The organism is Pedobacter sp. BMA (genome assembly GCF_001027745.1).
Classification (GTDB): domain Bacteria; phylum Bacteroidota; class Bacteroidia; order Sphingobacteriales; family Sphingobacteriaceae; genus Pedobacter.
Genome location: NZ_LECU01000001.1, coordinates 87,226 through 112,131 on the forward strand (window position 1 = coordinate 87,226; position 24,906 = coordinate 112,131).

Below are 24,906 nucleotides of genomic sequence, written 5' to 3' on the forward strand. Positions count from 1 at the left end.
ATCCCCGAAACTAATATGAATAAGTACTTTTTCGGAATCACAGATACTGGTAAAAGCAGAGATAACAATGAGGATAGCTTTATTGCAACATCGCTTACCGAAGACCGGCTAATCCTCGCTTCGGTGATAGACGGCGTTGGAGGCTATCATGGTGGTGAAGTGGCTGCTGCAATCGCTAAAGAAGAAATCTTGAAGCAGTTTAAAGGTCTTTCGGTAGATCCCATTGCAGAAATGATCAATGCTTTCAATAAAACCAATGAGGTTATTGCTGTCCGAAAAAAAACAGAGAAAGAACTTTCGGAGATGGCCTGCGTGGCTACCCTTGTGCTGGCAGATATTGAACACAATCAGTTTTATTATGCCCACGTTGGCGATACCAGATTATATTTACTGCGTGACGGATCGTTAGTCAAGATTTCTAAAGACCATTCTTTTGTGGGTTTCCTGGAAGACTCGGGAAGGCTGGATGAGACCGCAGCCATGCAGCATCCCAAACGCAACGAGATCAATAAGGCGATAGGTTTTAGTGATCAGATGAGCAGCGATGAAAGTTACATCGAGACGGGCCAATCGCCCTTTCTACCTGGAGATTTATTATTAATCTGCAGTGATGGACTTACCGATATGGTAAATAAACAGGACATTATTACCTTGCTGCTTCAGGGAGACGACCTCTCCAAAAAGGCGGAAAACCTGGTAGCCATGGCCAATGAGAACGGAGGACGAGACAACATTACAGTGGTATTGGTCCAAAATAATAAAAAGCTTCAGCAAGCCGCACCAACCAAACCGCGCCCGGCACAGCAAACCGCTACAACTGCAGAACCAACAATGCAATCTCCTATCAATAATAATCATCATAGCCCCTCAACAGCTCCGGCAAAACCAAAAAGGAACTTCTGGTTTACCGCGCTGGTGTTCTTATGCCTGATCCTGCTCGGCGCTACGGTATTCTTGTTTTTACAAACCCGGCGCACACCCGAACAGGCATCACCCCAGGTTTTATCGCCCACAACCCCCGTCAGAAACAGCCAGGAAAAATTACTCCAGGATGCATTCGATAACGCTGTAGGTGATACAGTAGTACTTTCCGACTCGATTTTTAAAAGTCCCGTGCTCATTAGTGATACGCTCAGAATTAGAAAAGATACTTTATATATACTCGCCCGCGGGTTGGTATTGCAGGCTGATACCGGATACAAGGGTGCAGCACTATCCATGCTTACCCCGGCAAAGTTATTGGGTCTGGACAGCCTGCAGTTCAAAGGCTTTGCTAATGCGGTCTCCATTTCGAATCAGGCATTGCTGCTTAAAAATGTGCGCTTTACGAGTTGCAAATTACATGTCAACAACAACCTTAATTTTCCTGATCAGCAAATGGTAAGTGCCGGGTTCCCAAACATAGTAGTATCCAGCAATACATCCCCTAAATCCACAGATTCAAAAAATGGAGCAAAATAAAGGGCCAGTTATCATAAGCCGTTCACGGGAAAGAATATTCATATCAGCCATTGGGCTGGTGCTGGCTTTGTTCTTTTACCAGCTGTATAGCATCATCCAAACCAGGTTTGCAGAAGTAGCCCCAAGATTAAAAGCGGGCACGATGGTGAACCTGAACGCCGAAAACCCGGCTACAAACATTAAAAATCTGCTGAAAAAAGGATATTACTTTGAAGACCGACGGGATGTAGACCTGATTGAAAAAACCGTAGCCAATGCAACGGAAAGCAAACAGGAACTTGATAACATTGGCGAAGTAAATAAACGCCGGTACTTCCTGCTGGCCGATGAGGCATTCAAAAATGGAGGTCAGTCGTTTAAGGCAAGGGTACTGGCATCGCGCGCATTGCTCGGTTATACAGGCGAAGATTCGCTCACCTTTGCCCGCGAACTACAAAATCCCCCTCAATACTCCGCTTTAACAAATATTGGACTGGGAGCGCACAGCATAAACGGGACAATTGTCGAAAATGATCAAGCTGTTCAGGGTATATTGGTTCGGTTGGAAATGGTACTGCCGCAAGACAGTTTATACAATGATGAGCCTTCAGAAGCGGTTAAAAACACCGTAGAAAAAGGAAATGGCATAACAAAGGTCTTCATACCAGATAGTGCCGGCAAACGGAAATTGCAGCAGTTGACCGCCTATGCACGGACAGATGCCAACGGTGAGTTCCATTTCAATGGGTTACCAGATAAAGCTTTTAAAATACTTCCTTTGAAACCCGGCTTTCAATATGGTGCATCAAAAGGAGTGCAGAGCCTTACCGAAGATGCCGAATTCTCTTTTGAGCAACGCCCGCATACCATAAAGCTGTTTTCGACCAGAGATTTCAATATTCTTAAAAAGGAAAAATCATTAATCATCCGATCCCCTCAGGAATTCAACAAGTGGTTCTTCATCATCTGCGCCAGTCTGATTGGTGGTTTTTTTATCGTACACCTGGTTTTATCCTGGAAGTTCAGTACCGCCGATCAGGTCATATTACCGGCAGTAATGTTGCTTACCGGCATTTCATTCCTCACCTTACTGAGTTTGCAGGATCCGCTACGTGATCGTTTTTTAGCCAAAGATTCACTTTTATATTTACTAATGGGCTTCGCCAGCATACTGGTAATGCAATGCATCAAATTACGCCCCTTCAACACCGATACGGTAGTTTACCGACTGCTTTTTTTTAAAAATATTCGGTCTGCCGCCAACGGATGGCCCTGGGCATTAGCTGCCATCGGCTTACTTGCGCTTACCATTTTATTTGGAACCGGGCCCGAGGGCAGCGGTGTAAAAGTCAACCTTTTTGGCTTTCAGCCCAGCGAAGTGGTCAAATACCTGATTATTTTCTTTCTGGCCGGATTTTTTGCCGTGAACGAGAAACTGATCAGTGAATACACCAGCTGGAACAAAAGATGGTCATTCTTCTCCTTTGCCCTGGTGGCCATATTGCTTACCCTGATGTTTTTCCTGGTACTGGGCGATTTAGGTCCCGCGATGGTGGTGTGTTTCACTTTTATTATTTTATTTTCATTCTCGCGGGGCGATTTTATGTTCATGGCCGGAGCAGTGGTATTATATGTGCTCGCATCCTGGCTGTTTGATAACGTCTGGATCGCTACCGGAATCACCCTGCTTTTGGTTGGCATACTGATGTTCTTCCAACGCAGGCAACTCAGCGAATCTGCAATCATGGTACTGGTGATTATGTCGGCCTTCTTAACTATTGATCAGATTCCTTATCTCGATCGCGTTTTTCCAGGGCCCGTACAACGCCTTGGCGACAGGAAAGCCATCTGGAATGATGCCTGGAACAATGAAGTTTACGGTGGAGATCAGGTAGCAAATGGCTTATGGGCCATGTCTACCGGCGGCGCAACAGGTCAGGGAATTGGTCAAGGCTTCGCGAAAACCATTCCGGAAGCACACACAGATATGATTCTGCCTTCCATAGGTGAAGAATTCGGACTTACCGGAATGTTATGTATCTTTTTGCTTTTCCTGCTATATCTGCACCGGTCGATCATCATTGGTCGCCGAACCGGATCCCCGTTTCTGTTTTATCTGAGTGCAGGGATCGGCGCTTCCACATTTGTTCAGTTTTTATTGATTGCAGGCGGCTCAACCGGTGCTCTGCCTTTATCGGGGGTATCACTCCCTTTTCAAAGTTATGGCGGGTCGTCGCTGGTGCTCAACTTCCTGGCGGCAGGATTTTTACTTTCGGTTTCAAAGGTAAGAGGTACCGCATTGCAAATGGAATACGTTGCCAAACAACAGGATAAAAATCTGGTACCCGCGCTGATTGCGGCATGTTTAGGCATTGTTTTGCTGGGTGCTAACGTGGCAGGATACGTATTGAACAACAAAAAATGGGTAGTGCAGCCTGCGCTCGTAGCCGACCGGAGTGGCGCAAGGATGTTCAGCTATAACCCCCGGATTGCCATACTCATGAACAGGTTGAAAGCTGGTAGCATACACGACCGTAAAGGCGTATTACTGGCAACAAGCGATGCCGATAGCGTAAAGGCGCAACATTTTAAACTCCTCGGCGCCGGTATTTCAAACTATAACCTGGATTCTGCCGTACACCAGCGTCTAGACCGTTTCTATCCCTTTGAAGAACAATTATTCTTTTGGACAGGCGACGCAAACTCCGGGGTATTTAACGGCAGCATCAACGGATACTTTGCGGATTACGAACATGCAGCCGAACTTCGTGGTTTTCAGCTCCCCGCGAAGAGCTTTGATGTAATTGCAAAAAGATACAGTGAAAACCGTTTCCTGGCAAGGGGCGTAAAAGAAATGACGGTGGTGAAAAAAGATTATGCAGCGCTGTCGCCACTACTGCTCGCCGGTATCAGCAGCCAGGAAGTAGAAGCATTTAAAAATAAAAACCGCGATGTTCAACTTACAATTGACGCCGGTTTACAGACAAAAATACAGAAATCAATTGCACAGGATACCTCGCTATTGGATAACCGGGTATCTGTGGTGATTATGGAAGCCAGCACTGGCGACGTACTCACTTCGGCAGTTTATCCCCTACCCCCTGTACACGACTGGGAAAGGTTAACCATGACCAATGCAGAACAGAACCAGCTTGCCGGCTGGATTACGACCTCCGACCTGGGTTTCACCACCTTTACACAACCGGGTTCTACGGCTAAACTCATCACTGCCATGGCGTCTTTTAACAAGCTTGGTATGGCTGCTCCTGAAAAAAAATATCAGGTGGAAGCCAGGGAACGCATCCGTACCAAAGGAATTGAACCGGATGAAACAGGATGGATTAACCTGGAGCGGGCTGTAGTCAAATCCAACAATGTATATTTCATTAAACTAGCCAATCAGGAACAATTGCAGGAAAACATGGGCGATCTGTACCTGAAAACCGGAATGTTTCTTCATGGTGCAGGAGGATATTACTACAATAAGCCCACCGAAAATGTGGCTCAGCAGGAAAAGTGGAAACAACTCTGGCGAAAAACAGAATTTAATACCAAACCCAAATATGATCCTGACAACATCCGTAAAACGCGGGCCAAAGGTATATCTGGCATGTCATGGGGTCAGGGGGCGCTAATTGCAACACCTGCAGCAGTAGCACGCATGGCAGCAGGGATCGCAAACAATGGCGACATGATTGCCAGCAGATTTGTGCTGAAGGTTAGCGATCAGTCCCAGCCGCAAAAGTCTGGTACGAAATTAGTAAATGATCCGCGGTACGCGCAGCTAATGAAGGAGTATATGATTAAGCAAAGTGAGCTGAAGTCAGGGATACTGGGTGTTAAGGTTGCCGGTAAAACTGGTACACCGGAACGAATCTGGAAAAAAAACCAGATCAATGATGGCTGGTATGTATTTTTTGCACCAACTGCAAATTCTAAGGGAAATATTGTTGTCTGCGTGCGTATTGAAGCCACAAAAGGCTCTTCAGATGCCGTAAAACTCGCGGGTAAACACGTAGTGCCGTTCTTAAAGGCTGGCGGCTATATTAAAAGCATCGTACCGGCTGATGAAAACACAAATGATGCACAAATGCCTTAATCACATTAACTGAAATGAAAATGATATTCGACCTATTTAAAAGCAAAGGCGACAGCCAACCGGATGATGTTAAAGGAATCAGACATGAGGTACTTCAATTTGTTAAACAGGAGCTACAGAAAGCCGAGGGTGGCGAGGGTGCAAACATTAAAGGACTCGCGCTTTATATCAACTGTTCATCGGCAGAGCGCCAGGTTTACGAAGCCGCTGTATATGCCGATGAACCTGAGCAGCTTAAAAATGAAATACAACGCATAAGCGATGACTACTCCCTGGATTTACCTGGTAATTGGTTGCTTAACATTCATTTCGATGAAACCCTTCCCGATGAAGCCATAAAGATGTCGCAATTGCCGGTAGCACTTTTTGTAAAAACCAAAACCCATTTTGTTAAACTGCAGGCAACTGCCTTCATCAAAGCACTTAGTGGCAAAACCTCCCGTCCAGGATATCTGATTAGTTCAGAGGGAGGTAAATATAATATCGGAAGAGATGAAAAAGCGCAGTCTGACGAAGGTTATTTCCGCACCAACCATATCGCATTTCCATCAGAAAGTGATGATGAACGGAATAAATACATCAGCCGCCAGCATGCCCACATTGAATGGAATAAGAATCTCGCTAAATTTGTAATCTATGCAGATGAGGGAGGAATACCACCACGAAATAAAGTAAAGCTCCGTTCAGCACTCACTGAGAAGATAGTGAAACTCCACGCCACACAAATCGGTCAGGAGCTTGAAGAAGGCGATCAGATCATCCTGGGGGAATCAGTAGTGCTTGAGTTTAGTTACGAAAAGCCAGATGCTACTCCCGAATCTTAATCCGTACAGGGCCTTTAATGTGATCAACGTCGACAGGTATTCCCTTTTGTGTGATCACCACTTTACCCTGGCGATGCAATTCGATAGCCGTATCAAGAACAGCTTTCATGTGCTTACGCCAATCGTTGGGAAATAACATACGGGCAATTTCCGACGGACAAGTACTTTTGTCAGGACCACGTTTTGCGGCAGTAGATAAGATTGTTGAGGAGATATCCATTTCTAATTAGTACGTGGGTGGTTTAATAATGATGTTGATAAAATATCAACGTGATATTCAAACTTATCAGGATTTTAAATCTTTTACATTTTTTATGTATATTTGATTATGAGTAATAACAAAGAGTTCGATCATATTATACACTCGGATAGTTCTGGAAAGCTTTACATCAAAAGTAATGATTTTTTCAGCCAGCCTAAAGTTAAGCAGATGGTAAGTTCGATGATGGAATCAAACATCTTCAAAAAAATTACCAAGGAAAAAAATCTGAAGTAGTATGCCATTTAATCTCCTGCTTTTCCCCCTGGTAGGCGGTTATTACATTCTAATTCGTTTCGAACTTCTGCGCTATATTCAATATAGGCTAGAAAGTCAGCGGATTCTTTTAAATTCAGCTTTTGCAGGAATAATATTATTGGCTTGCTGTTTCGTAATGAGGGGTTTAGTCAACATCATATTACCTTCTGTGATCCAATACCTTGGAGAACATATGCCCGTAAAGTCTCAATATTTCGGTACCACAAGTTTTTCATTAGTTGCAGCCGTTTTATTCACAGAGATCGCAAATCTTTTCGTCAACAGGAAAAATGCAATTAAACAATCCTTAAAAAAAGCCGGCAATGAACTCGAACTATTAATGAGTTCATCATTTTTTGATGCACATTTACTACAATTTACCATGGATAGTGGTAAGGTATACATTGGCTGGGTAAAAGAAATTCCTAAGCCATTTACCACCAATTATATTAGAATCACACCGGCCTTAAGCGGTTATCGAAATGAAAAAAAGGAATTGGTATTTACTACACAATACCTGAGCGTATATGCCTCCTATATCACCGATGGCTCTGTGTCAGATCAAAGCGAACTGATGACAGACCTTGTGCTCAAGGTCGACAAAATTAATACAGCATCTTTTTTTGATATGGAGATGTACAAACGGTTTAATCCTGAAGAGGAGGAAAACCCAACAGCGCATTAAATTTCATGATATCAAGCAATTTTATCTTGCCATTGATATCATATTTTACACCCCTAACTTCAAAAAATTCAGTAATACTGCCTTTGGAATAGCCAGACTGCTGGTTCTGCTATACCTGGCGATGGTTATACCCAGCAGATGTCCTTTACGGTCAAATAGCGGCCCTCCACATTCCTCAGGTTTAATCGCAATATCGTGAATAAATACCTTCTCAAAACCATCACGACGGACTGATTTGCCTCCTGCAAACTGCTCTGCCGGATGTTTGGATTGCGCTGATAAACGTGAAGCCAACAGGATTGGTTTAGTATAGCTACCAGAATCATTTTTCCATTTAAGAATAACCACATCACCAGGCCAGAAACTCATGAGAGCTGGTGCAAATTCATCCGCTTTCGTAATCGTCTTGCCATTAATACTCAGGAGTTCATCTCCGATTTTCAAACCTGCTTCACCCGCCGGACTATCTGGTTTGATCAGCGAAAACTGTGCAGGCTCGGAGTTGTACATTACCATTGCCCCAAGGTAAGGCTGACTGCTCACCTTTGGCATACTCAAAAGCTTGCTGCTCACAATACCATCACCGATGGTTCCATCGCCCGTTAATGCATAAATTAATTGACCAGGCCTTACCGCAGATGAATCTTTCATCAGACTTCCTACATCAATTCCGCCAGGTATTGGATGCTGAACTTCAATCAGCACAAGATCATTCGCCTTATCCCTTGACAAAACTTTCAACTGGTTTTCCGGATAGCCTGTAAGTTTAGGATTTTCACCAAGCATAGAATTTTTGCTGATCAAAAACTGCCTCTTCGCCCCGCTACCTCTGCTGGTAAATAAAGTACCTTGGATAGGCTGAGTCTGGCCGTTCAGCAAGCTGGTCAGAAAACAAAACTGTTCCTTTATTCCAGGCGCAGCGGCGGGCTGCCTCAACAAGCCATTGTTTAATGCTGTCAGAGAACGGGAATGGCCGGTGATGGCATCCTCCTTTTCGGGAAAGGACGTATAAGTACGTGCTTCCGCTAATGCAGTCCAGTATTTGCGGTAAAGGTCTACCGGAATTTCAAAATTCTGATCTTCCGCAACATCTATTGCGCTATGAAGCCCAATCACCCGTCCAGATGCGTCAAACAGCGGGCCTCCGGAATCTCCGGGCTCCATCTTACAGGTCGACCTGATAAAACCGTATTGATTTTTTACTTCGGCCACTTTCCCAATCCTGATGGTCGGCAGGTTCTGGTTCAGACTTTCAGGGTAAGCAATACTGAGGCAAGGCTCATTCGTAACCAGATTCCCCGAATGTCCCATTTCTGCAAAGGGCCAAACACCTTTATCGGTTATTTTCATCAGCCCTACATCGGGCATTCCCGGCGTAGCCGGGTTATCAATCCTTCCTAACGCTAAAGCAATACATTCCCGGCCGTCAGGAAAGAAAACTTTATAATTTGTTCCCGGAATGGTGGTATGTGCCGCAGTTAGAATGTAGCCATCAGCAGTGACCACTACCCCACTGAACTGGGCGCTTGTCCGCTGATTTTGATGAAGGTCGAAACCCCACATCCTTACAGAGGCAGGATAAGCTTTTTCGATGGCCAGGTTAATGGCATCTTCGAAACGCTTAATCTTTTTTTGTTGTGCATCAGCACCGATATGGATCAGTAAGAAAACCATGCAGGCACAAAAGTTTTTATAATTGTTTTTCATTCGTTTGGGTAATAAATAACCCGGTATACCTTTAACAGGTAATACCGGGTGTATAGGTAGATGGAGGGCATTAATCGTAAATCTTTAATTCGTTAGGTGTGGCTGGTTAAAGACCTCTGCAAGTTTTTTATTAAGCGGTTCGCCTCTTAAGCCGTTACCGATTATCTTACCCTGAGCATCAAGCAGAAAGCTGGCAGGAACAGCACGCACACCATACAGACGGCCAACCTCATTATTCCAGCCTTTCAAATCTGACACATGTGTCCATGCCAGACCATCCTTTTCAATCGCTTCCAGCCAACGCTCTTTTACATTATCCAGTGAAACGGAAATGATTTCAAAGCCTTTGTCTTTATAGGTTTGATATTGCTTTACCAGGTTGGGGTTCTCAGCCCTGCATGGGCTGCACCAGCTGGCCCAGAATTCTACCAGCACCACTTTCCCTTTATAATCAGCTAAAGACACCGGTTTTCCTACTGCATTGTTTTGCGTAAATAATGGTGCTTGTTTACCTAAAGCGGTGGTGGTATTCGCTTCAATCCGCTGAGCAAGCTCTTTACCTGTATCGGTTTCTCTGAGTGCTTTTGGCAATGCATTAAAAAGTGGAGTTACTCTTGCTACATCAACTTTACTTCCGGCAGCCTCAGAAAGCGCTACGAGAGCAAAATAGGAATTTGGATGGTTCTTCGCGAAAAGAAACTGCTTCTCATTACGGTCCTGAATGTTCTTACGGAAACGTTGATCTACTGCCTTTGTATAAGCGGTATCTTTCTTTTGTGCTTCCGTTCCCCTGTTAAAATCAATATTCACCGCCTTAGTTAAAGCCATAATCGTTCCGCCAATTTCCTTATTATAAGCTTCCGATTCATCGTACACCTTCGAACCCTTGAAAACCGCATTTTGTAAGGAATCTTTGGAAGTAATTGAAACTTGCTCTTTGCCGAAGTAAAAGTAAATCACATCACCAGTATACACTGCCTTTCCTTTACCCCCTCCTGTATGGTCGAGTGCCATACGGGCATAGGCATTGCCCGAAACATAACCCGAGAACTTAAAACTGCCATTAACCAGTGCTACAGAATCTTCATGTCCTACCCCATTGTCCATGTAATCAATATAAGCCATAGCAGGCTTATCGAGTGTTCCGATTTTGCCGTTTAAACTGAAATTGGGCGCCTGTGCAAATGCACAAAAAGGCAGCAATATTGCCAATAAAATGATGTTGTAAGTTTTCATATGAATGTGTTATATCTTGTTTTTTAATTTGGTGTTCATTGGTTGTTTTAAATTATTTTCTGATTACGATATCTACCGGGGATCCGGGAATGCCATTAATGATCTGAGTAACGACGCCGTTTTTTCCTACGCTTACATCAAGTGTATACACTGATCCGGCGGTTCCAACTGTAAGGGTGTTGTCATCTGCACTGATTTTGAGCATAGAGACTTTTTTACCTCCAAAATCCGCATCTAGCGCCCGCAGATCTTCATTCAGTGGGTTATAGCGATAAATCTTATCGTTCGAAGTGAAGTAAAATACGTTAAGGCTGTTGCGCTGCCATTTCGTGTCGGCATTAATAAGTGATGCTCCTTTAAATAAGCGCTTGCTTTCGGCCTTTATTTTCCTGTTTACCGAGTCGAAAGTATAGGTAAAGCTTAATTCATAGATGTTTCCATCAGGAGATTTGAAATAGGCGTAATATGTACCCGCCTGGCCGGTCTGCATGAACAGCAAATCATCCATACCAACATTTTTGGGGTCAAATGCTTTTCCATCAGCATCTACCAGATAATCCTTGCCCAGATAACTTCCGTCTCCTGCAAATGTGACAAAGCCTTTTGATTTGATATCGAAGGCAAAATAAAAGCCCGATGTACGCGTAAAGTATTTCGACAAAGTGTAATCGCCCGCCTGATCATTGGCAAACTTCCCATAATCCGGTGCAAATGGGGCGGTCGACAAAACACCTACATATAAACGCCCATTGATTACACCAGTTGGCACTGTACCCATATAAGCTTCCAGCCGGCCTGTCGTAATCGTGGATGGAGGGGTAAAAAACTGGTCGTTGAAATACGACTTGCGCAATAAAGTGCTGGCCTCTAAAATCGGGCTCTTTTTATTCGGATCATTGCATAGCACCCAATACTGCTGATTCGTTATCGGCTGGTAAGGCAGCGGATCATTAAAATACAGCTGAACCGGATGAGTCGGTAACTCATCGCCATGAAACGATTTGTAAATATCGGCAATAACGGTTGTATTGTCGGGCTTTACAAATGAAAGTTTAGCGACACCATTATCGTCACTTAACACCAACTTACCTAAACTAAACTGTGTGGTGCCCAATATCTTAAAGGGAATAACATATTTTAGCCCATTGCGTTTGTCGGTAATCGTCAATTTCGCATTTCGCAGTCCGGGAGCCAGATTGTATACAGTTTTGAGTGGATATCCGGTATAAACAGCACTTCTCAGTTCCTCATTTACTTCTATGCTCCACTGATATTCAAGATCTGTCTGTGGGTTGGCATCAGCCAGGCTAATACCCGGTTTCAGGATCAGCGAATCGCCTAAAAGTGCTGCAAAAGTTGAATCCTTAAAAGCAGTCAGGGTAGGCTCTGAAGGCGGGTGATAATCGTAATTACCTAAATCCTTTTTGCAGGCCGTATATAAACCAACCATTATGGCCAGTACTAATGTCAATTTAAATTTCATTTTTAGGTTGCCTTAGTGATTGTTAAATAATAATCTGTTTTCCACTTTCATCAATAAAAAAATAGCCATTTACCTGTGCAAAATATTTCAGGGTAAACCGTTTGGTGGGTGCGGCTTCGCTATAAAATTCATAATCGTCCGAACCGCTTTTTTTCACCAGGACATATCCTTTGGCGGGATTTTTGGCAATCCAGGTGCCGGGGTCTTTCAGAAAGATGCGGAAATTATCGATGTAATAAAGGCTCCTGGGTATTTCCATATAGGCATTAGGTTTAGACAAATCAACGAGGTCTACCGTTCCGGAACCGATCAGGAAAAGCTGATGCTTGATCCGGCCATAGTCGCCCAGCTGCCCCCAGTACATCCACCAGGCTGGTTTTTCCAACCGGTTGGAAAAGATATACTTCTTAGTGCGCAGCGCCAGCGGCATATTCCCTGCGAAATCGCCACCGCTTACTGTTCTTAATCCGAGTGTAACCGATTTGTTGGCCAGTGATTCATCGGTGTTTTTTAGAATCAGCGGAATGCGTAACGTCGCTGAATCAGCAGGCAAAGTATAGCTGGCTTTTAAAGGCTCATAATGCGTTCGCTGTATTGCTGTAGTGAGCGAATCCACCACTGCCAGGTTAAACTGGCGGTTTCGCGAAACGCGTGGTCCGGTTACCACAATAGGAATCCATAGGGTATCCTGCGCAAGGCTTGGATTATAGGCAAATGAATAGCTGAGGGTAGTGGTATCCTGATTGCCGTCTTTATCCAGATAACGGAGGTACACATTATCTGTCGAGCTATAGGGCATCATGTCATTCTTTTTACAAGCCCACAACATCGTGCTCAATAGCAGGAAATAAATTATATTATTTTTCATTTTCTGGTTCATGTTTAATTTCTGTAAGATTGCTCATCAACGGGAAGTGGAAATACGAATATTTTATCGGATGCCGGATAGATCAAACCAGAGGTGGTAACCACACTCAGGTTCAGTCGCTTATGCATAAAGAAATTTTGGCTCTCACCATAAAATTCTTTGCGGTATTCGCCTTCCAGCAGCCCAATAAAATCAGTCCTGGAAACGGTTGAGGTAATGTTTGTGCCGATTCCTCTGTGCGTTCTCAAGGTATTAAAATAATCAACAGCTGCAGAAGGATTAGTATCAAAACTAGCTTCTGCCGCAATGAGGTACATCTCACTTAAGCGCAATGCAGGCGCCATGAGCGGATGCAGATTTACTAAAGGGGTGGAATTCACAACATACTTTTGAAGGAAAAACCTGTCAGAACTATTCGCCGCTTTAACCAGTTTAAACCATTGTTTATAACGCCAGTCATCTGCCCCAACAGTGCCAAGATTATAAATGGAGTTAATCTGATCAGTTGTGGCAGTGTAATCCGGATTGGTATTGGAAAACAACCCGGTCAGCTGATCCTGCGACTTTGGAACAAACCACCCAAATAACAACTCATTATAGAAAATGCGGTCTCTTGCAGAAACATTGTCATTGAAGAAATCTTCCTTTACCGTCCAAGGGAACTTCAATGATTCAATCACTTCTCTGGCATTACTCAGGCTGTTCACCATATCTCCCTTATATAGATATACCCTTGCCAGTTCACCCGTTACGGCATAGTAGTTAAGCCGGTGTCTTCTTTGCTGTAGAAAAAGTGAAGTATTTTTCAATTCCGTGCCCTTTTCCGAGTTGGCATATCCAACCACATAACTGGCTGCCAAAATCGGGTCTTTACCTTTGAGCAATGCTTTCGATTCATTTAAATCGGCAATAATTTTGTCCATCACCTCGCTAACCGTAGAAAAAGGCGTGGTTTTGGTGCCGACCGTAGTCACATAAGGAAGTGCCTTAAACGAAGGATTATTTTTATACGAAGTACCAAACATGCGCAGCAGATCGAAGTGCATATAAGCCCGGAGGGCAAGAGCCTCCCCTTTTATAATTTCGTAATTCTGACCTCTGAATACGCTTTTACGCTGATCTACCACTTCCAGAATCTGGTTCACATTGCCAATTTGTTTATAGGCATTGGTCCAGATTACGCTGATTTTACTTACGTAGCTGGGAAGCGTATAATCAAATGCAGCAATGCTCATGAAATCGGTATTGGTAAAGGTATAGTTCTGCGCCATGATATCGAGGTTGCTGAACGTCAGGTTTCCACCGTAAAGGTTTGCCCCGGCAAATCCCACATAGGCACCATTCAAAGCTTCCTTAAACCCATCTTCGGTTTCAAATAGTTCTTCCTTTGAAACCTCAGATTCTGGCTGAATATCCAGAAATTTCTTACAGGATGATAAGGCAATGATACTGATTAGTATGAATAAGTATTTTTTCATGTTCTTAGAGTTAGAATGAGGCCAGTAAGGAAACCGTTAAACTTCTGGCAAAAGGATAGCTTGTTCCCCTTTCCATTAAAATGCTTGATGTCCGGAATATGTCATTCAGGGTTAGGGATGTACGCAGGTTCTGAAAACCATATTTTTTGATCATGTCCCGTTTGAAATCGTATGAAAAGTAAATTGATCTCAATTCCAGTAAATTATCTTTTTCCACAAACCTTGATGATACATTTGTGATGGACAGGTCGGCAATATTCTTAAAAAAGGTCTGGTCGCCCGGCTTGATCCACCGCTGATTAAGCACCCTGCTATCTACATTGAAACGCGGATCGGCATTTTCAACCCGGTCTACCAGGGTTTGGTTATAACTATAGCCACCGAAGCGATAATAAAAGCTTAAGCTTAGCATGAAGCTTTTATAAGTTATGTTAGGATTGATATTCCCTTCTGCTTTTGGCGATCCATCTGCAATGGGCATAATATCTTTCACGTCCCAGTTATAGGTCACCGAGCCATCTCTCTTCAGGAAAATTTCTTTTCCGGTTTGAGGATCAATACCCAGAGAGCGTACGGCATAAATCATACTCATCGACTGCCCCTCGTTGTACCGTACCAGGGGTGTAGACTGGGCTTTTTTATCCGGATCAGTCTGGTACTCATCTATTTTCTGATTCAATGTTTTCAGTGAGTTAGAAAGGCTTACCAGCCTGTTTTCCTGATGCACAATGTTTGCTGTAATATTAATATTGAAATCGTTTGTCCTGAGAGCATTTGCAGTAAGGTACATTTCGTAACCTGTGTTGGATACATTGCCTAAATTTTCTTTATAAGTAGTGAAACCGGTTGAGGGTGCCAGATCGATATCAGTAATCAGACCCTTTGTTAGCTTATAATAATAACGGGGGGTAATCACCAGTCGGTCTTTAAAAAAGCCCAGGTCTATTCCTGCATCATAAGTAGTAGTTTTTTGCCACTGCAAATTGCTGTTACCATACCCCAGTACCTGGGCACCTAAACCGGTAGAGTACCAGTTATCTGGTTGATACTGATATAGGGATCTGGACAGGTATGCTGGAAACGAAACAGAACCTACAACACCCGCACTCCCTTTTAAGCGCAACTGGCTAATGAAAGGGAGGTTTTGCATAAAAGATTCTTTATGCATATTCCAGCCCAGGCCGGTTGACCAGAAAGGTGCAAAGCGTTTATTCGCACCAAAAGCCGATGAGCCCTCATACCTGAAAGATGCATCCAGTAAATATTTATTTTTGAACGAGTAGTTACCGGAAAAGAAAGCTCCTGCCAAACGTTTTTCGGTAACATTACCTCCAGGTGCTGAATTCTCTTTATAAATTCTGGCGAAACCGATATTTGTAAAACGGTCGTTCGAAAAGCCTTGCGCCTCAACCAGTTTATCGTCCGTTTTTGAAGTCACAACATTCGCACCGATGACCAGATTCAGATACTGATCGCCGATTTGTTTGTTGTAACCTAAAGTTGCCTTACTGTCGATCGCCAGGTAATCACTTTCGAGCAAGGTATACGATCCTTTATTGTTCAGTTTATCCGTAGCATATTCATAAAAAGCATTACTCAGCGGCGAAAGGAATTTATCATTGCTGGTTTGACTTTTGTTGATGCTCACCTGACTTTTGAAGTTCAGACTCGGACTTAACTTCCAGTCTACCGAGAAAGCATCTATCAATTCAAATTGTGCCGTTTTATCAAAACTGGCGAGGGTTCCTTCAAACAGAGGATTAAAAATGTACCGGGGCTTGTATTGCTCCGGGCCAGATTGATGCGTATCTACTTTCCACCGGGCGAGTTCCTGAACAATGTCTCCATTGGCATCTTTGATGGGATAATAGGGGTTCATCCTTACATAGGTAGAAAAATCACCATAAGGAGAATTATGTCCAACCACCTGCGTTACCGTAACTTCGTTTCTGAACAGCAGTTTAGACGTGGGATTATACGTAAAATTCATCCCGCCACTATAGCGGTTCCGGTCTGATTCGAGCATTACTCCGGGAGTTGTTTCATAACGTAGATCCAGCCCATATCTGAATTTCTGATCGCCACCCTGCACATAAATCGCATGTTTCTGGCGGTATGCATTGCGTAAAGCCTGCGATAGCCAATAAGTATCCACACCGCTGGCCACATTTTTTAAACGGTTGAAGTATTCGGCATCAAGCTGGTCTGGCGAATATCCGGTGTTCTGCATGGAATCGTAAAGTCCCGCCAGTTTTTCATAGGCCAGCTTATCCCTGGCATTTAAAACGTGATAGTCGGTCAAATCAGGAGCATTTAAACTCATTTCATAATTGTACGATAGCTGAAGCTTGCCGGCCACAGGCGCCTTAGTCGTAATTACAATTACCCCGTTTGCTGCACGCGAGCCATAAACCGCAGTAGCAGCTGCATCTTTTAACAACGTTACCGATTCAATGCGATTAATATCGAGGTCTGTTACCTTTTGTAAGGTAACTTCAAAACCATCGAGCATAAATGCCGGCAGGTTATAGTTACTGGATAGATTATTACGATCCAGAATATTGTCAGTATCTTCAATGGTAGGTAATGCCGTAGCTCCCCTCACATTTATTTTAGGGAGTGCGTTAGGATCGGACCCAAACAAATTATTATCGAGTACCTTAAAGGATGGATCGAAAGTCTGAATACTTTTCAGCAGGTTTTGCGGATTGTTACGCTTCAGGTCATCGCCTTTAATGGTTATGGCATTACCGGTGTAAGTATCCTTTTTAATGGTTTGATAACCTGTAACCACCACATCATTCATCTGCGTAGATTTGGGTGATAGCTTAATATTGAGGTTCTTTGTACCGCTAACCTTCGTTTCAAACAGCTCATATCCAACATAGCTAAAAACGAGCATAACACCCTCGTCCACGCTAATCCGAAATTCTCCTTTATCATTGGTGATGCCTAAACTGGCGCCGTTTTTAACAGAGATATTTACTCCGGGAAGGCTTTCGCCGCTTAGCTTATCAGAGACCACACCTTTTATTTCAATCTTCAGGTTGTTTATACTTACCGGCATTATTTCTTTCTGACTGATGACAACGGTCTTATTCACGATATTGAAACTGAGGTCCTGATCGCGAAGCGCTGCGCCCAATGCCTCAACTAAAGAGGCTTTCTTAAGTTCAATATCAACGCTGGGCTTGCCTTGAAGCAGTTGTCCTTTATAGAAAAAAAAGTAACCAGTTTGCTTTTTTATCTCCTTAAACAGGCTTTTAAGGGGAATGGTTCTGCGGGAAAGCGTTACGGTTTGGGAAAAGCTGGCTGCCGACAAATGAAGCGCGCAGGCCAGTAATAAAATTGCAGTCAACTTCATGACCATTAATAGTTTAGTCTTTACCCTCCGCGTTTCGCACACGGGGTTGTAAAGGGTAGTTAATTTCATACCTTTGTATCAAATGAGGTTAATAATAAGCAGCCGGGTCTAAAACAGGCTGCTTGTTCCGAATTCTGACCGGAAGCGTTGCCGCGCTTTCGGTTTTTGTTTTTAGGTGTGAAGCTAACGCTCTGGTAGTTTTTTCATCATAAAGTTCAGGTTATTGGTTGGTTGATTATTTAGTTAATTTACTGTAGTTAACGATGACTTAATTACCGGTAACGGTAAGTGTTTTTCCCGAAATATCAATATGAACGTGGTTCAGTTCTAATATTTTGAATACTTCAGAAAGGTTATTGTTTCTTGGAATTTCGCCGAAATACCGATCGTTTGATATCTTACCCTGATACACGACGTCTATATCATACCATCTTGAAATTTGCCTCATTACCGTTTTCAAATCATCATCATTAAATGAGAATACATCATTCTTCCATGCGGTCTCCTGCTCTACATCAACGTCGCGAATCGTGGTTAGCGCATTATTAGCCAATGTCAGCCTCGCCTGATCTCCAGGATTTAACCTCACTTCAGTCCCCGTATGGTTTACTTTCACCGATCCTTCGAGTAGGGTTGTTTTGGTTGAAGGTTCATCCCGGTAAGCATTAATATTAAAGTGAGTGCCCAATACTTCGACCGTCTGCTGTGCAGTTTTTACCCTAAACGGGCGTTTCTGATCTTTCGCTACTTCAAAATAAGCTTCACCATTGAGTTCTACCACTCGTTCATTACTGGCAAAAGCAGACGGATACTTCAGTGAAGTGGCAGCATTAAGCCAGATTTTGGTGCCATCAGGCAAACTGACCTGGTACTGACCACCCCGCGGGGTAGATATCGTATTTGAACCAGCAAGCCCCGCTGCATCCTCCTGGATTTCGTACTCAAGCTGTCCGTTCTGAGATTTACGGATAATGATACCATGCTGACTGGCAATTTCACCATTTTTTGCCTGATCCAGATCAACAACCCGGCCATTAGCAAGGGTAAGAATCGCTTTATTTCGGCCTGGAAGTACATCTTTCAATTGCGTTTTAGCCACAGGCGTAAGGGTATTGTTGATGCCAACAAAATAGATTAATCCTGCAGTAATACAAATCAGAATACTGGCGGCTACAGCAATGTGCTTTAAACGGATGATAAACCCAGGCTTTGGTGTCAGCTTTAAGCGTTGATAAACCTCTTCTTTACTTGCCTCAATTATCCCGTGATCAGGTGCTTTTCTTTCAAATGGCAAACGGAGATACCACTCTTCAACCATAGCCTGTTCTTGGGGCGTACAGTTACCGGAAAGGTACTTTTCTAAAAGCTTTTTTGCATTATTTTCCATTTGTCTAGAAAGTTTGTTTGGCTGATTAATGTATATACGGCAAAGCCTGCATCATGGGGGTATCTGCAATTCAGTTTTTTTGTAAAAAAATTGAATCCACCGGAGCAGAAGAGCGAATAACTGGCGAAAACGAAAAAAAGAGTGATTTAATGGTGAATTTTAAGCAAAAAAGCTAAATAAACAAACACACCTAAACGGGATTTTAGAATTCGGAGTGCTTTTTTCACCTGTGTTTTAACCGTAAGCTCTGAAAGGCCGAGTAAGGCGGCAATTTCTTTGTGAGATTTATTTTCTTTGCGACTTAGTATAAATATTTCACGCATTTTGGGAGGCAAGGCATCTATTTCCTGTTCGATGAGGGCGGCCATTTGCTTTTCTCTTACACGGTAATCGGTAAGTATGTGATCCTGGTCCAGGAAATGCTGAAGTGAATCGACATATTTGGTTTCTACCTTTTGATGAGAGAATACATCCAGCACGCGGTTTCGGATCGATGTATACAGATAGGCCGATAAATTACCGTCGGGTTCAACCTGGTTTCGTTTGAGCCACAGAGATTCAAATAATTGCTGCACCACATCCTTTGCTTCTTCATCGTCATTCAAACGCCTTGATGCATGGATAAACAGCAAGCCATAAAAACGGTTGTAAATTTCGGTAAAAGCGTGTTCATCATTCTGTGTTAACAGAAAAGCCAATTCGTTATCAGAATATGAACGGTAAGCATGCATAAGGATATAACAAATATAGTCTAAATTGACCTGAATCCCATAGTAGCATCGGGTGGAAAATACTACGCCGGGTTGTATTTGCTGTTTAATGCGAGAAATCCGTAACTGCAAAGTCCAACACCCATCAACAGGAATCCCAGATTACCGTAGAAGCCTGGCCACACCGTTCCCTTGATCACCATTTCACCCAGCAAGGTGAATAATACACCGACCACCTGAATCGCTTCTACCGTTAACAGCGCAATTTGATTTTTGCTAACCATCTGCATGGCTTTGAAAAATAATACACTTCCTACCACTCCCGACAGTAGCACCGCCAGAAATGAAGTCTCCAGCTGCATTACCGATGGAAAGCCCGAGGTATAAAAACCATAAACTGCCAGACAAATCAATATCGGCAACGCACCGATTGTCATACCCAGAATTCTTTGAGTTGCATCAAGAGTTATATTTTCTTTTTCAAGCTTTAGCATCAGCTTCCGGTTACCTAAAGGCCATAGGAACGCAGCTAGTATGGCCATCAAAATCCCATTAATGGCTAACCCCAGGTTTTCAAGGTGACTCAGTCTTTCCATTTGCATTACCAATAAACCAATCACCAGCAAAACCGAAAGAATAATCGCTTTTTTAGAGATGGTTGCCCGGTGATCATCATAAATGAACGGCGCAATCAACACCCCTGCTAAAACGGTGGTCATAAATCCCGCAGTAACCAGCCATCCCGGAATCATGACAATTGCATAAGATAGCAGTGCATAATAAACGCCGAAGCCCAGATTGCCCCAAAGTAAAAAGGTTTTAGGCAGTTTCTTCATGGCCTTGATTAATCCCATGAACTTGCCCCTTGCGCACACCAGAATAAAAAGTACTGGTACCGAAAGCAGAAAACGTAAAGAAGCCGTCCACGCCCAATTGTTGCCACGATAGGAATTGAGACTGTTAATGATCAGTCCGGATGATAAAAACATCGTACTCATCAGGGCTAAAATAAAGGCATATATAATTTTCTTCTTCGGCATGGCATCGGCTTGATTAAACATGAAATATTGAGTCGCAAAGATGCGCTGCCGGATAAGAAAAATACTTTTACGAACTTGCTGCTTTAGTTGTATAATTGTGCGGAGGCAAATACCTGTTTTTGAAGGCAACCGGTGTTTCTGCCCGGTGTTTCTTAAAAAAGGTAGTCAGGTGCGGCTGATCGGTGAAGCCCAGATCGTAAGCTAACTGCTTCACAGAGATATTACTCCCCACCAGTGCGGCTTCAATTTCTGCCAGCAGCCGTTGGTTAATGATGTCCTGCACCGATACCCCCATGGTCCTGAAGGTAAGCTCGTTTAGTTTTCTCGGCGATTGCCCCAGTTCGGCTGCATAAAAGGAACTGGTTCGTTTCGATCTGAAGTTGGCTTCAATCAAAACTTTCAAACCACGCACAATCTCTGTATCGAGGCCTGATATCGAAAATTTATTTTGCGCCAGATATTTTTGCCCGGCGTGCAGCAGCAATATAGACAGGTAATTTTGTGCGATATCCATATTGATACCTGTCGAAAGTTCCTGCACCAACAAAGCGGCAATGTTGTTTAGTGTGATGATGAGCTGGTCGTCGAGATCAACATAAGGGATGTTATTGAAATTATCGAACAAACCATTCTGCTCCTGCTTGGGGTTCATTTTTAGAAATTCCCGGAAACACATCATATTAAAAAGCACCATCCACCCATTTTCAGGATACTGCGCTACCTGATGTACCTGGTTTTGATGCAGGAAGAAAAGCCTTCCCGGACGCATTTCAAAGGGACTGAAGTCAATGCTATGCGCTCCACTCCCGCTCACTGTCCAGTAAAGCATGTAAAACTCATGCCGGTGAGGAAAATCAGATGAAGGATCATGAAAGCCGCTCATCTTCAAAATCTGGATCGGCGCAGCTTCAAGCATTGCCTGAAATGGAAGGGGTTGGGACATGCCTAAATAAAAGAAATTATTTTTAGGAAAGAAAGACATGATACTAAAATTATTTAAGATCGGATCCTTGAACCCGCTTATCAGATTCCTCTTCATTTACCCGCTGTAGGATTTTTGTGGATATTTTGGTGTATTTATGAACTTTATTTAATTATAATTGTATATAAATATACAGCCCTATATTTAGCCGGATCAAAATGATGTATAACCTTGTGAATGAACTACTGGTACTGGTAAAGCGTTATGAAACCAGTGATTTAAACCCACAGGATAATCTTAATGCTTTCCATATGTGGCTTAACGGGCAGGCAAACGATCAGTCAGCAACTGAACCGGCCACACCTGAATGGACGGGTAAAGCCAGTGGACGATCGGCAGATAGTGTCATCAACACCTCGCTGGTGCACCTTTACCGTTATGCTAAAAATCACGCCCGTAACGCAATAGCGGGAAGTAACTTTTCCACTCCCGATGAATTTATTTACCTGATTAGTTTACTTGCTGCAGGGAGTATGAGCAAATCGGCCCTCATTAAGCACAATATTCACGACAAGCCGGCGGGTACGTTAATCATCAAACGGCTGTTCGACAAAGGACTGATTGAACAGGAGCCTTCAAATATAGATAAGCGAAGTAGTGTGATCCGGATCAGCCACAAGGGAACTGAGGAACTGGAAAAAATCATGGATAAAATCCGTTTGGCATCCGCCAGTGTTACCGAACCACTTTCGCCCGATGAGAAAATTAAATTGATTACCTTACTGCAAAAACTGGAAAATTTCCATCATGAACAGGTTTTCGAAAAACATAAAATTTTAAACAGATAGCGTTTACGTTCGCTCGACAAAATGATCAATACAATTTGTCTATCATTATGAAAAATATTTTTGACAGGGTTTCTGCACAGTGCAGTGAGATAGTAACGAAAAATTATAGTACCAGCTTTTCTTTGGGTATACGTACGCTGGATAGAACCTACCGGGATCCCATTTATGCTATATATGGTTTTGTTCGCCTGGCGGATGAAATTGTAGACAGCTTTCATGATTATGATAAACCATCGTTACTGGCGAAGTTCAGGAGAGATTGCATGGAGGCAATTGAATTCCGGATCAGCTTAAACCCAATATTAAATGCCTTCCAGCAGGTTGTGCACAAGTTCAATATCAAAATGGAGCTCATTAACCTGTTTCTGAAGAGTATGGAGATGGATCTCCAAAAAGAGGAATACACGCCTGAAAAATACGAACAGTATATTTTAGGCTCGGCTCAGGTTGTGGGATTAATGTGTCTGCATGTTTTCGTTAATGGTGATGAAACCAGCTACCAAAAATTGAAAGAACCAGCCATGAAACTGGGTGCCGCCTTTCAAAAAGTAAACTTTTTACGGGATCTGAAAGCGGATTACTTTTTACTGAACCGAAGTTACTTCCCAGGGGTTAACCTGTCGGCATTTTCGGAACAGGAGAAACTGATGATCCAGCAGCAGATCACCGAAGATTTTGATGCTTCGCTGGAAGGTATTCTCCAGTTGCCCAAATCATCCAGAAAGGGTGTATATCTGGCCTATATCTATTACAGGGCGCTTTTTGAAAAGATTAAAAAGAAATCAGCCACCCAGATTATGGATCGCCGGATCAGGATTTCGAATATGCATAAATTTGCGCTGATGTGCGGATCGTGGGTGCAGGGGAAGTAAGCGAAAGAGCAGTTCGGTTAAAAGCTGCTCTTTTAGTTTCTGCGTGCGGCTACTTAAAATCCGGAACAGGCAGCAAATACCCTCCAAATAGAATGTAAGCCCATAATAGTGTCCAGAAAATATTGAAAATCTGGGCAACTACAAAAGTCAATGCCGGCTTACCCCCCTGCAGTTTTATCAGCGACGAAAACTTAGCTTCCATCCCTATAGAAATAAAGGCAATCGCAAACCAGATGGTTCGAAGGCCATTCAGTGTGGGTGCCACACTCTTCGCTGTTTCTACTGACAGCAAAAAAGAAAATACGAGCGATGCGACTATAAAACCCAGAACGAATTTTGGGAATCGCTCCCAAACTACCTTTAACCCGGGGCGCTCTACTTTGATGGATGCTGCAAGCACTCCATTGTTCTTCGGTTTTTTATAGGCCCACCAGATCGCAATAAAAAAAGCCGCAACACCGATAAATACATTTTGCGAGAATTTGGCAATCACACCGGCTTTCACTGCTACCGGACCAACCAAATCTCCGGCTGCAGTAACAGTAGCAGTGGTATCTAAAGTCCCCCCTAACCAGGCACCGCCGATCACTTCAGGAATATGAAAATATTTAACCGCCCAGGGCAGGATCACCATCATTGGAATGGCCATAATGAGTACCAGTGTAGTCACGTAGGATAACTTACGCTTGTCGCCGTTAATTACACCGGCAGCTACGATAGCAGCAGAAACCCCGCAAATGGAAACTGCCGAAGCCAGAATGATCCCGAACTCATCGTCGACTTTCAGTTTCCGGCTTAACCAAAGCGAAAAGAACCATACTGCACTGACCACAATTACGGCCTGGATTACGCCTGGTAGGCCCGCTTTGATCAAATCTGCAGAAAGAATAGTTGTTCCCAGGATTACCAATCCGGTTTTGATGTAAAACTCTGACCGCACGGCTTCTTTCAGCCACGCTGGTAAGGAAATCAGGTTACCCAGCACAATACCAATAAGCAGGGCAAAAACCACGTATTCCAAACCATAGTAGCCTACATTTTTGTTTCCTCCAATGATGAAGGAAACAGTGGCCAACAGGTAAATCAACAGAAAACCTGCAGAAAAGCGTAACACATTTCCTCCTGAAAGAAATATCGCAAAGCCCGCCAGCACCAGAAAAATAACACCTGTTTCCAATATAAGGAGCAAATTTGCCGGTGAAAGGATTTTTTCGAAAAGATCGGTCTGGCTACTCCATTTGTAGGCAGGCAAGCTGATAGTGGTTCCGTTTTGGGTTAAATAAAGTACTACCCCGATAATGATAAAGCCAAGAATAACCGCCCACCAGTCTTCGGTAATGGACTGAAAAAAGGTTTTCTTATCTGGTACAATCCCCGAATCTGTAAGTGCCGCTGATTGGTCTATAGCAGTGTTCTCTGTTGACAT

Annotated in this window: 18 protein-coding genes; 6 read left to right on the plus strand and 12 right to left on the minus strand. The window is 43.3% G+C overall.

Going from position 1 to position 24,906, the window contains the following annotated elements; genetic code table 11:
- The first annotated feature begins 15 nt into the window (after positions 1-15).
- From AB669_RS21345 to AB669_RS00365, 3 genes are read left to right on the plus strand one after another with little or no spacing between them, the layout of a single operon-like run.
- On the plus strand, positions 16-1,461 hold the full coding sequence (locus AB669_RS21345; RefSeq protein ID WP_053058184.1) for a PP2C family serine/threonine-protein phosphatase: 1,446 nt from the start codon (positions 16-18) through the stop codon (positions 1,459-1,461).
- Positions 1,448-5,539, plus strand: a complete 4,092-nt coding sequence (locus tag AB669_RS00360; RefSeq protein ID WP_047797308.1) for an FtsW/RodA/SpoVE family cell cycle protein — start codon at positions 1,448-1,450, stop codon at positions 5,537-5,539. The genes AB669_RS21345 and AB669_RS00360 overlap by 14 nt, the downstream gene beginning before the upstream one ends.
- A gap of 14 nt (positions 5,540-5,553) precedes the next feature.
- Positions 5,554-6,363 (plus strand): FHA domain-containing protein, encoded by an 810-nt coding sequence (locus tag AB669_RS00365; protein WP_231582603.1) that lies wholly within the window; start codon positions 5,554-5,556, stop codon positions 6,361-6,363.
- On the opposite strand, the gene AB669_RS00370 is transcribed toward AB669_RS00365, so the two are convergent.
- The gene (locus tag AB669_RS00370; RefSeq protein ID WP_047797309.1) at positions 6,347-6,583 is read right to left on the minus strand and encodes a DUF3253 domain-containing protein; all 237 of its coding nucleotides are present in this window, start codon (positions 6,581-6,583) and stop codon (positions 6,347-6,349) included. The two genes, AB669_RS00365 and AB669_RS00370, sit on opposite strands and share 17 nt — an antisense overlap.
- A gap of 277 nt (positions 6,584-6,860) precedes the next feature.
- Here AB669_RS00370 and AB669_RS00375 point away from each other — a divergent pair, with 277 nt between their 5' ends.
- The gene (locus AB669_RS00375; RefSeq protein ID WP_047797310.1) at positions 6,861-7,565 is read left to right on the plus strand and encodes a hypothetical protein; all 705 of its coding nucleotides are present in this window, start codon (positions 6,861-6,863) and stop codon (positions 7,563-7,565) included.
- Between the two features lie 45 nt (positions 7,566-7,610).
- On the opposite strand, the gene AB669_RS00380 is transcribed toward AB669_RS00375, so the two are convergent.
- The 10 genes from AB669_RS00380 to AB669_RS00425 all read right to left on the minus strand — a co-directional run bounded on the left by AB669_RS00380 (position 7,611) and on the right by AB669_RS00425 (position 21,781).
- On the minus strand, positions 7,611-9,272 hold the full coding sequence (locus tag AB669_RS00380) for a trypsin-like peptidase domain-containing protein (protein WP_047797311.1): 1,662 nt from the start codon (positions 9,270-9,272) through the stop codon (positions 7,611-7,613).
- 84 nt (positions 9,273-9,356) lie between these two features.
- On the minus strand, positions 9,357-10,508 hold the full coding sequence (locus AB669_RS00385; RefSeq protein ID WP_047797312.1) for a TlpA disulfide reductase family protein: 1,152 nt from the start codon (positions 10,506-10,508) through the stop codon (positions 9,357-9,359).
- Positions 10,509-10,560: 52 nt separating this feature from the next.
- Complete coding sequence (locus tag AB669_RS00390) at positions 10,561-11,991, minus strand: PKD-like family lipoprotein (RefSeq protein WP_047797313.1); 1,431 nt, start codon at positions 11,989-11,991, stop codon at positions 10,561-10,563.
- A gap of 22 nt (positions 11,992-12,013) precedes the next feature.
- Complete coding sequence (locus tag AB669_RS00395) at positions 12,014-12,859, minus strand: DUF4843 domain-containing protein (RefSeq protein WP_197082289.1); 846 nt, start codon at positions 12,857-12,859, stop codon at positions 12,014-12,016.
- Between the two features lie 14 nt (positions 12,860-12,873).
- Positions 12,874-14,337: a RagB/SusD family nutrient uptake outer membrane protein gene (locus AB669_RS00400; protein WP_047797315.1), complete on the minus strand. Its 1,464-nt coding sequence runs from the start codon at positions 14,335-14,337 to the stop codon at positions 12,874-12,876.
- 10 nt (positions 14,338-14,347) lie between these two features.
- A complete protein-coding gene (locus AB669_RS00405) occupies positions 14,348-17,701 on the minus strand; it encodes a SusC/RagA family TonB-linked outer membrane protein (RefSeq protein ID WP_231582604.1) in 3,354 nt (1,117 codons plus the stop codon).
- A gap of 268 nt (positions 17,702-17,969) precedes the next feature.
- The gene (locus AB669_RS00410) at positions 17,970-19,088 is read right to left on the minus strand and encodes a FecR family protein (protein WP_047797317.1); all 1,119 of its coding nucleotides are present in this window, start codon (positions 19,086-19,088) and stop codon (positions 17,970-17,972) included.
- Positions 19,089-19,234: 146 nt separating this feature from the next.
- Positions 19,235-19,819 carry an RNA polymerase sigma factor gene (locus tag AB669_RS00415; protein ID WP_047797318.1) on the minus strand — a complete coding sequence of 195 codons (585 nt, stop codon included), beginning with the start codon at positions 19,817-19,819 and terminating at the stop codon, positions 19,235-19,237.
- A 62-nt stretch (positions 19,820-19,881) separates the two neighbouring features.
- On the minus strand, positions 19,882-20,859 hold the full coding sequence (locus tag AB669_RS00420; RefSeq protein ID WP_053058185.1) for a multidrug resistance efflux transporter family protein: 978 nt from the start codon (positions 20,857-20,859) through the stop codon (positions 19,882-19,884).
- Positions 20,860-20,905: 46 nt separating this feature from the next.
- Positions 20,906-21,781 (minus strand): AraC family transcriptional regulator, encoded by an 876-nt coding sequence (locus AB669_RS00425; protein WP_197082290.1) that lies wholly within the window; start codon positions 21,779-21,781, stop codon positions 20,906-20,908.
- 197 nt (positions 21,782-21,978) lie between these two features.
- On the opposite strand from AB669_RS00425, the gene AB669_RS00430 reads away from it, so the two are divergent.
- On the plus strand, positions 21,979-22,608 hold the full coding sequence (locus AB669_RS00430; RefSeq protein ID WP_047797320.1) for a MarR family winged helix-turn-helix transcriptional regulator: 630 nt from the start codon (positions 21,979-21,981) through the stop codon (positions 22,606-22,608).
- 47 nt (positions 22,609-22,655) lie between these two features.
- On the plus strand, positions 22,656-23,480 hold the full coding sequence (locus AB669_RS00435) for a phytoene/squalene synthase family protein (protein WP_047797321.1): 825 nt from the start codon (positions 22,656-22,658) through the stop codon (positions 23,478-23,480).
- Positions 23,481-23,529: 49 nt separating this feature from the next.
- On the opposite strand, the gene AB669_RS00440 is transcribed toward AB669_RS00435, so the two are convergent.
- A complete protein-coding gene (locus tag AB669_RS00440) occupies positions 23,530-24,906 on the minus strand; it encodes a YeiH family protein (protein WP_053058186.1) in 1,377 nt (458 codons plus the stop codon).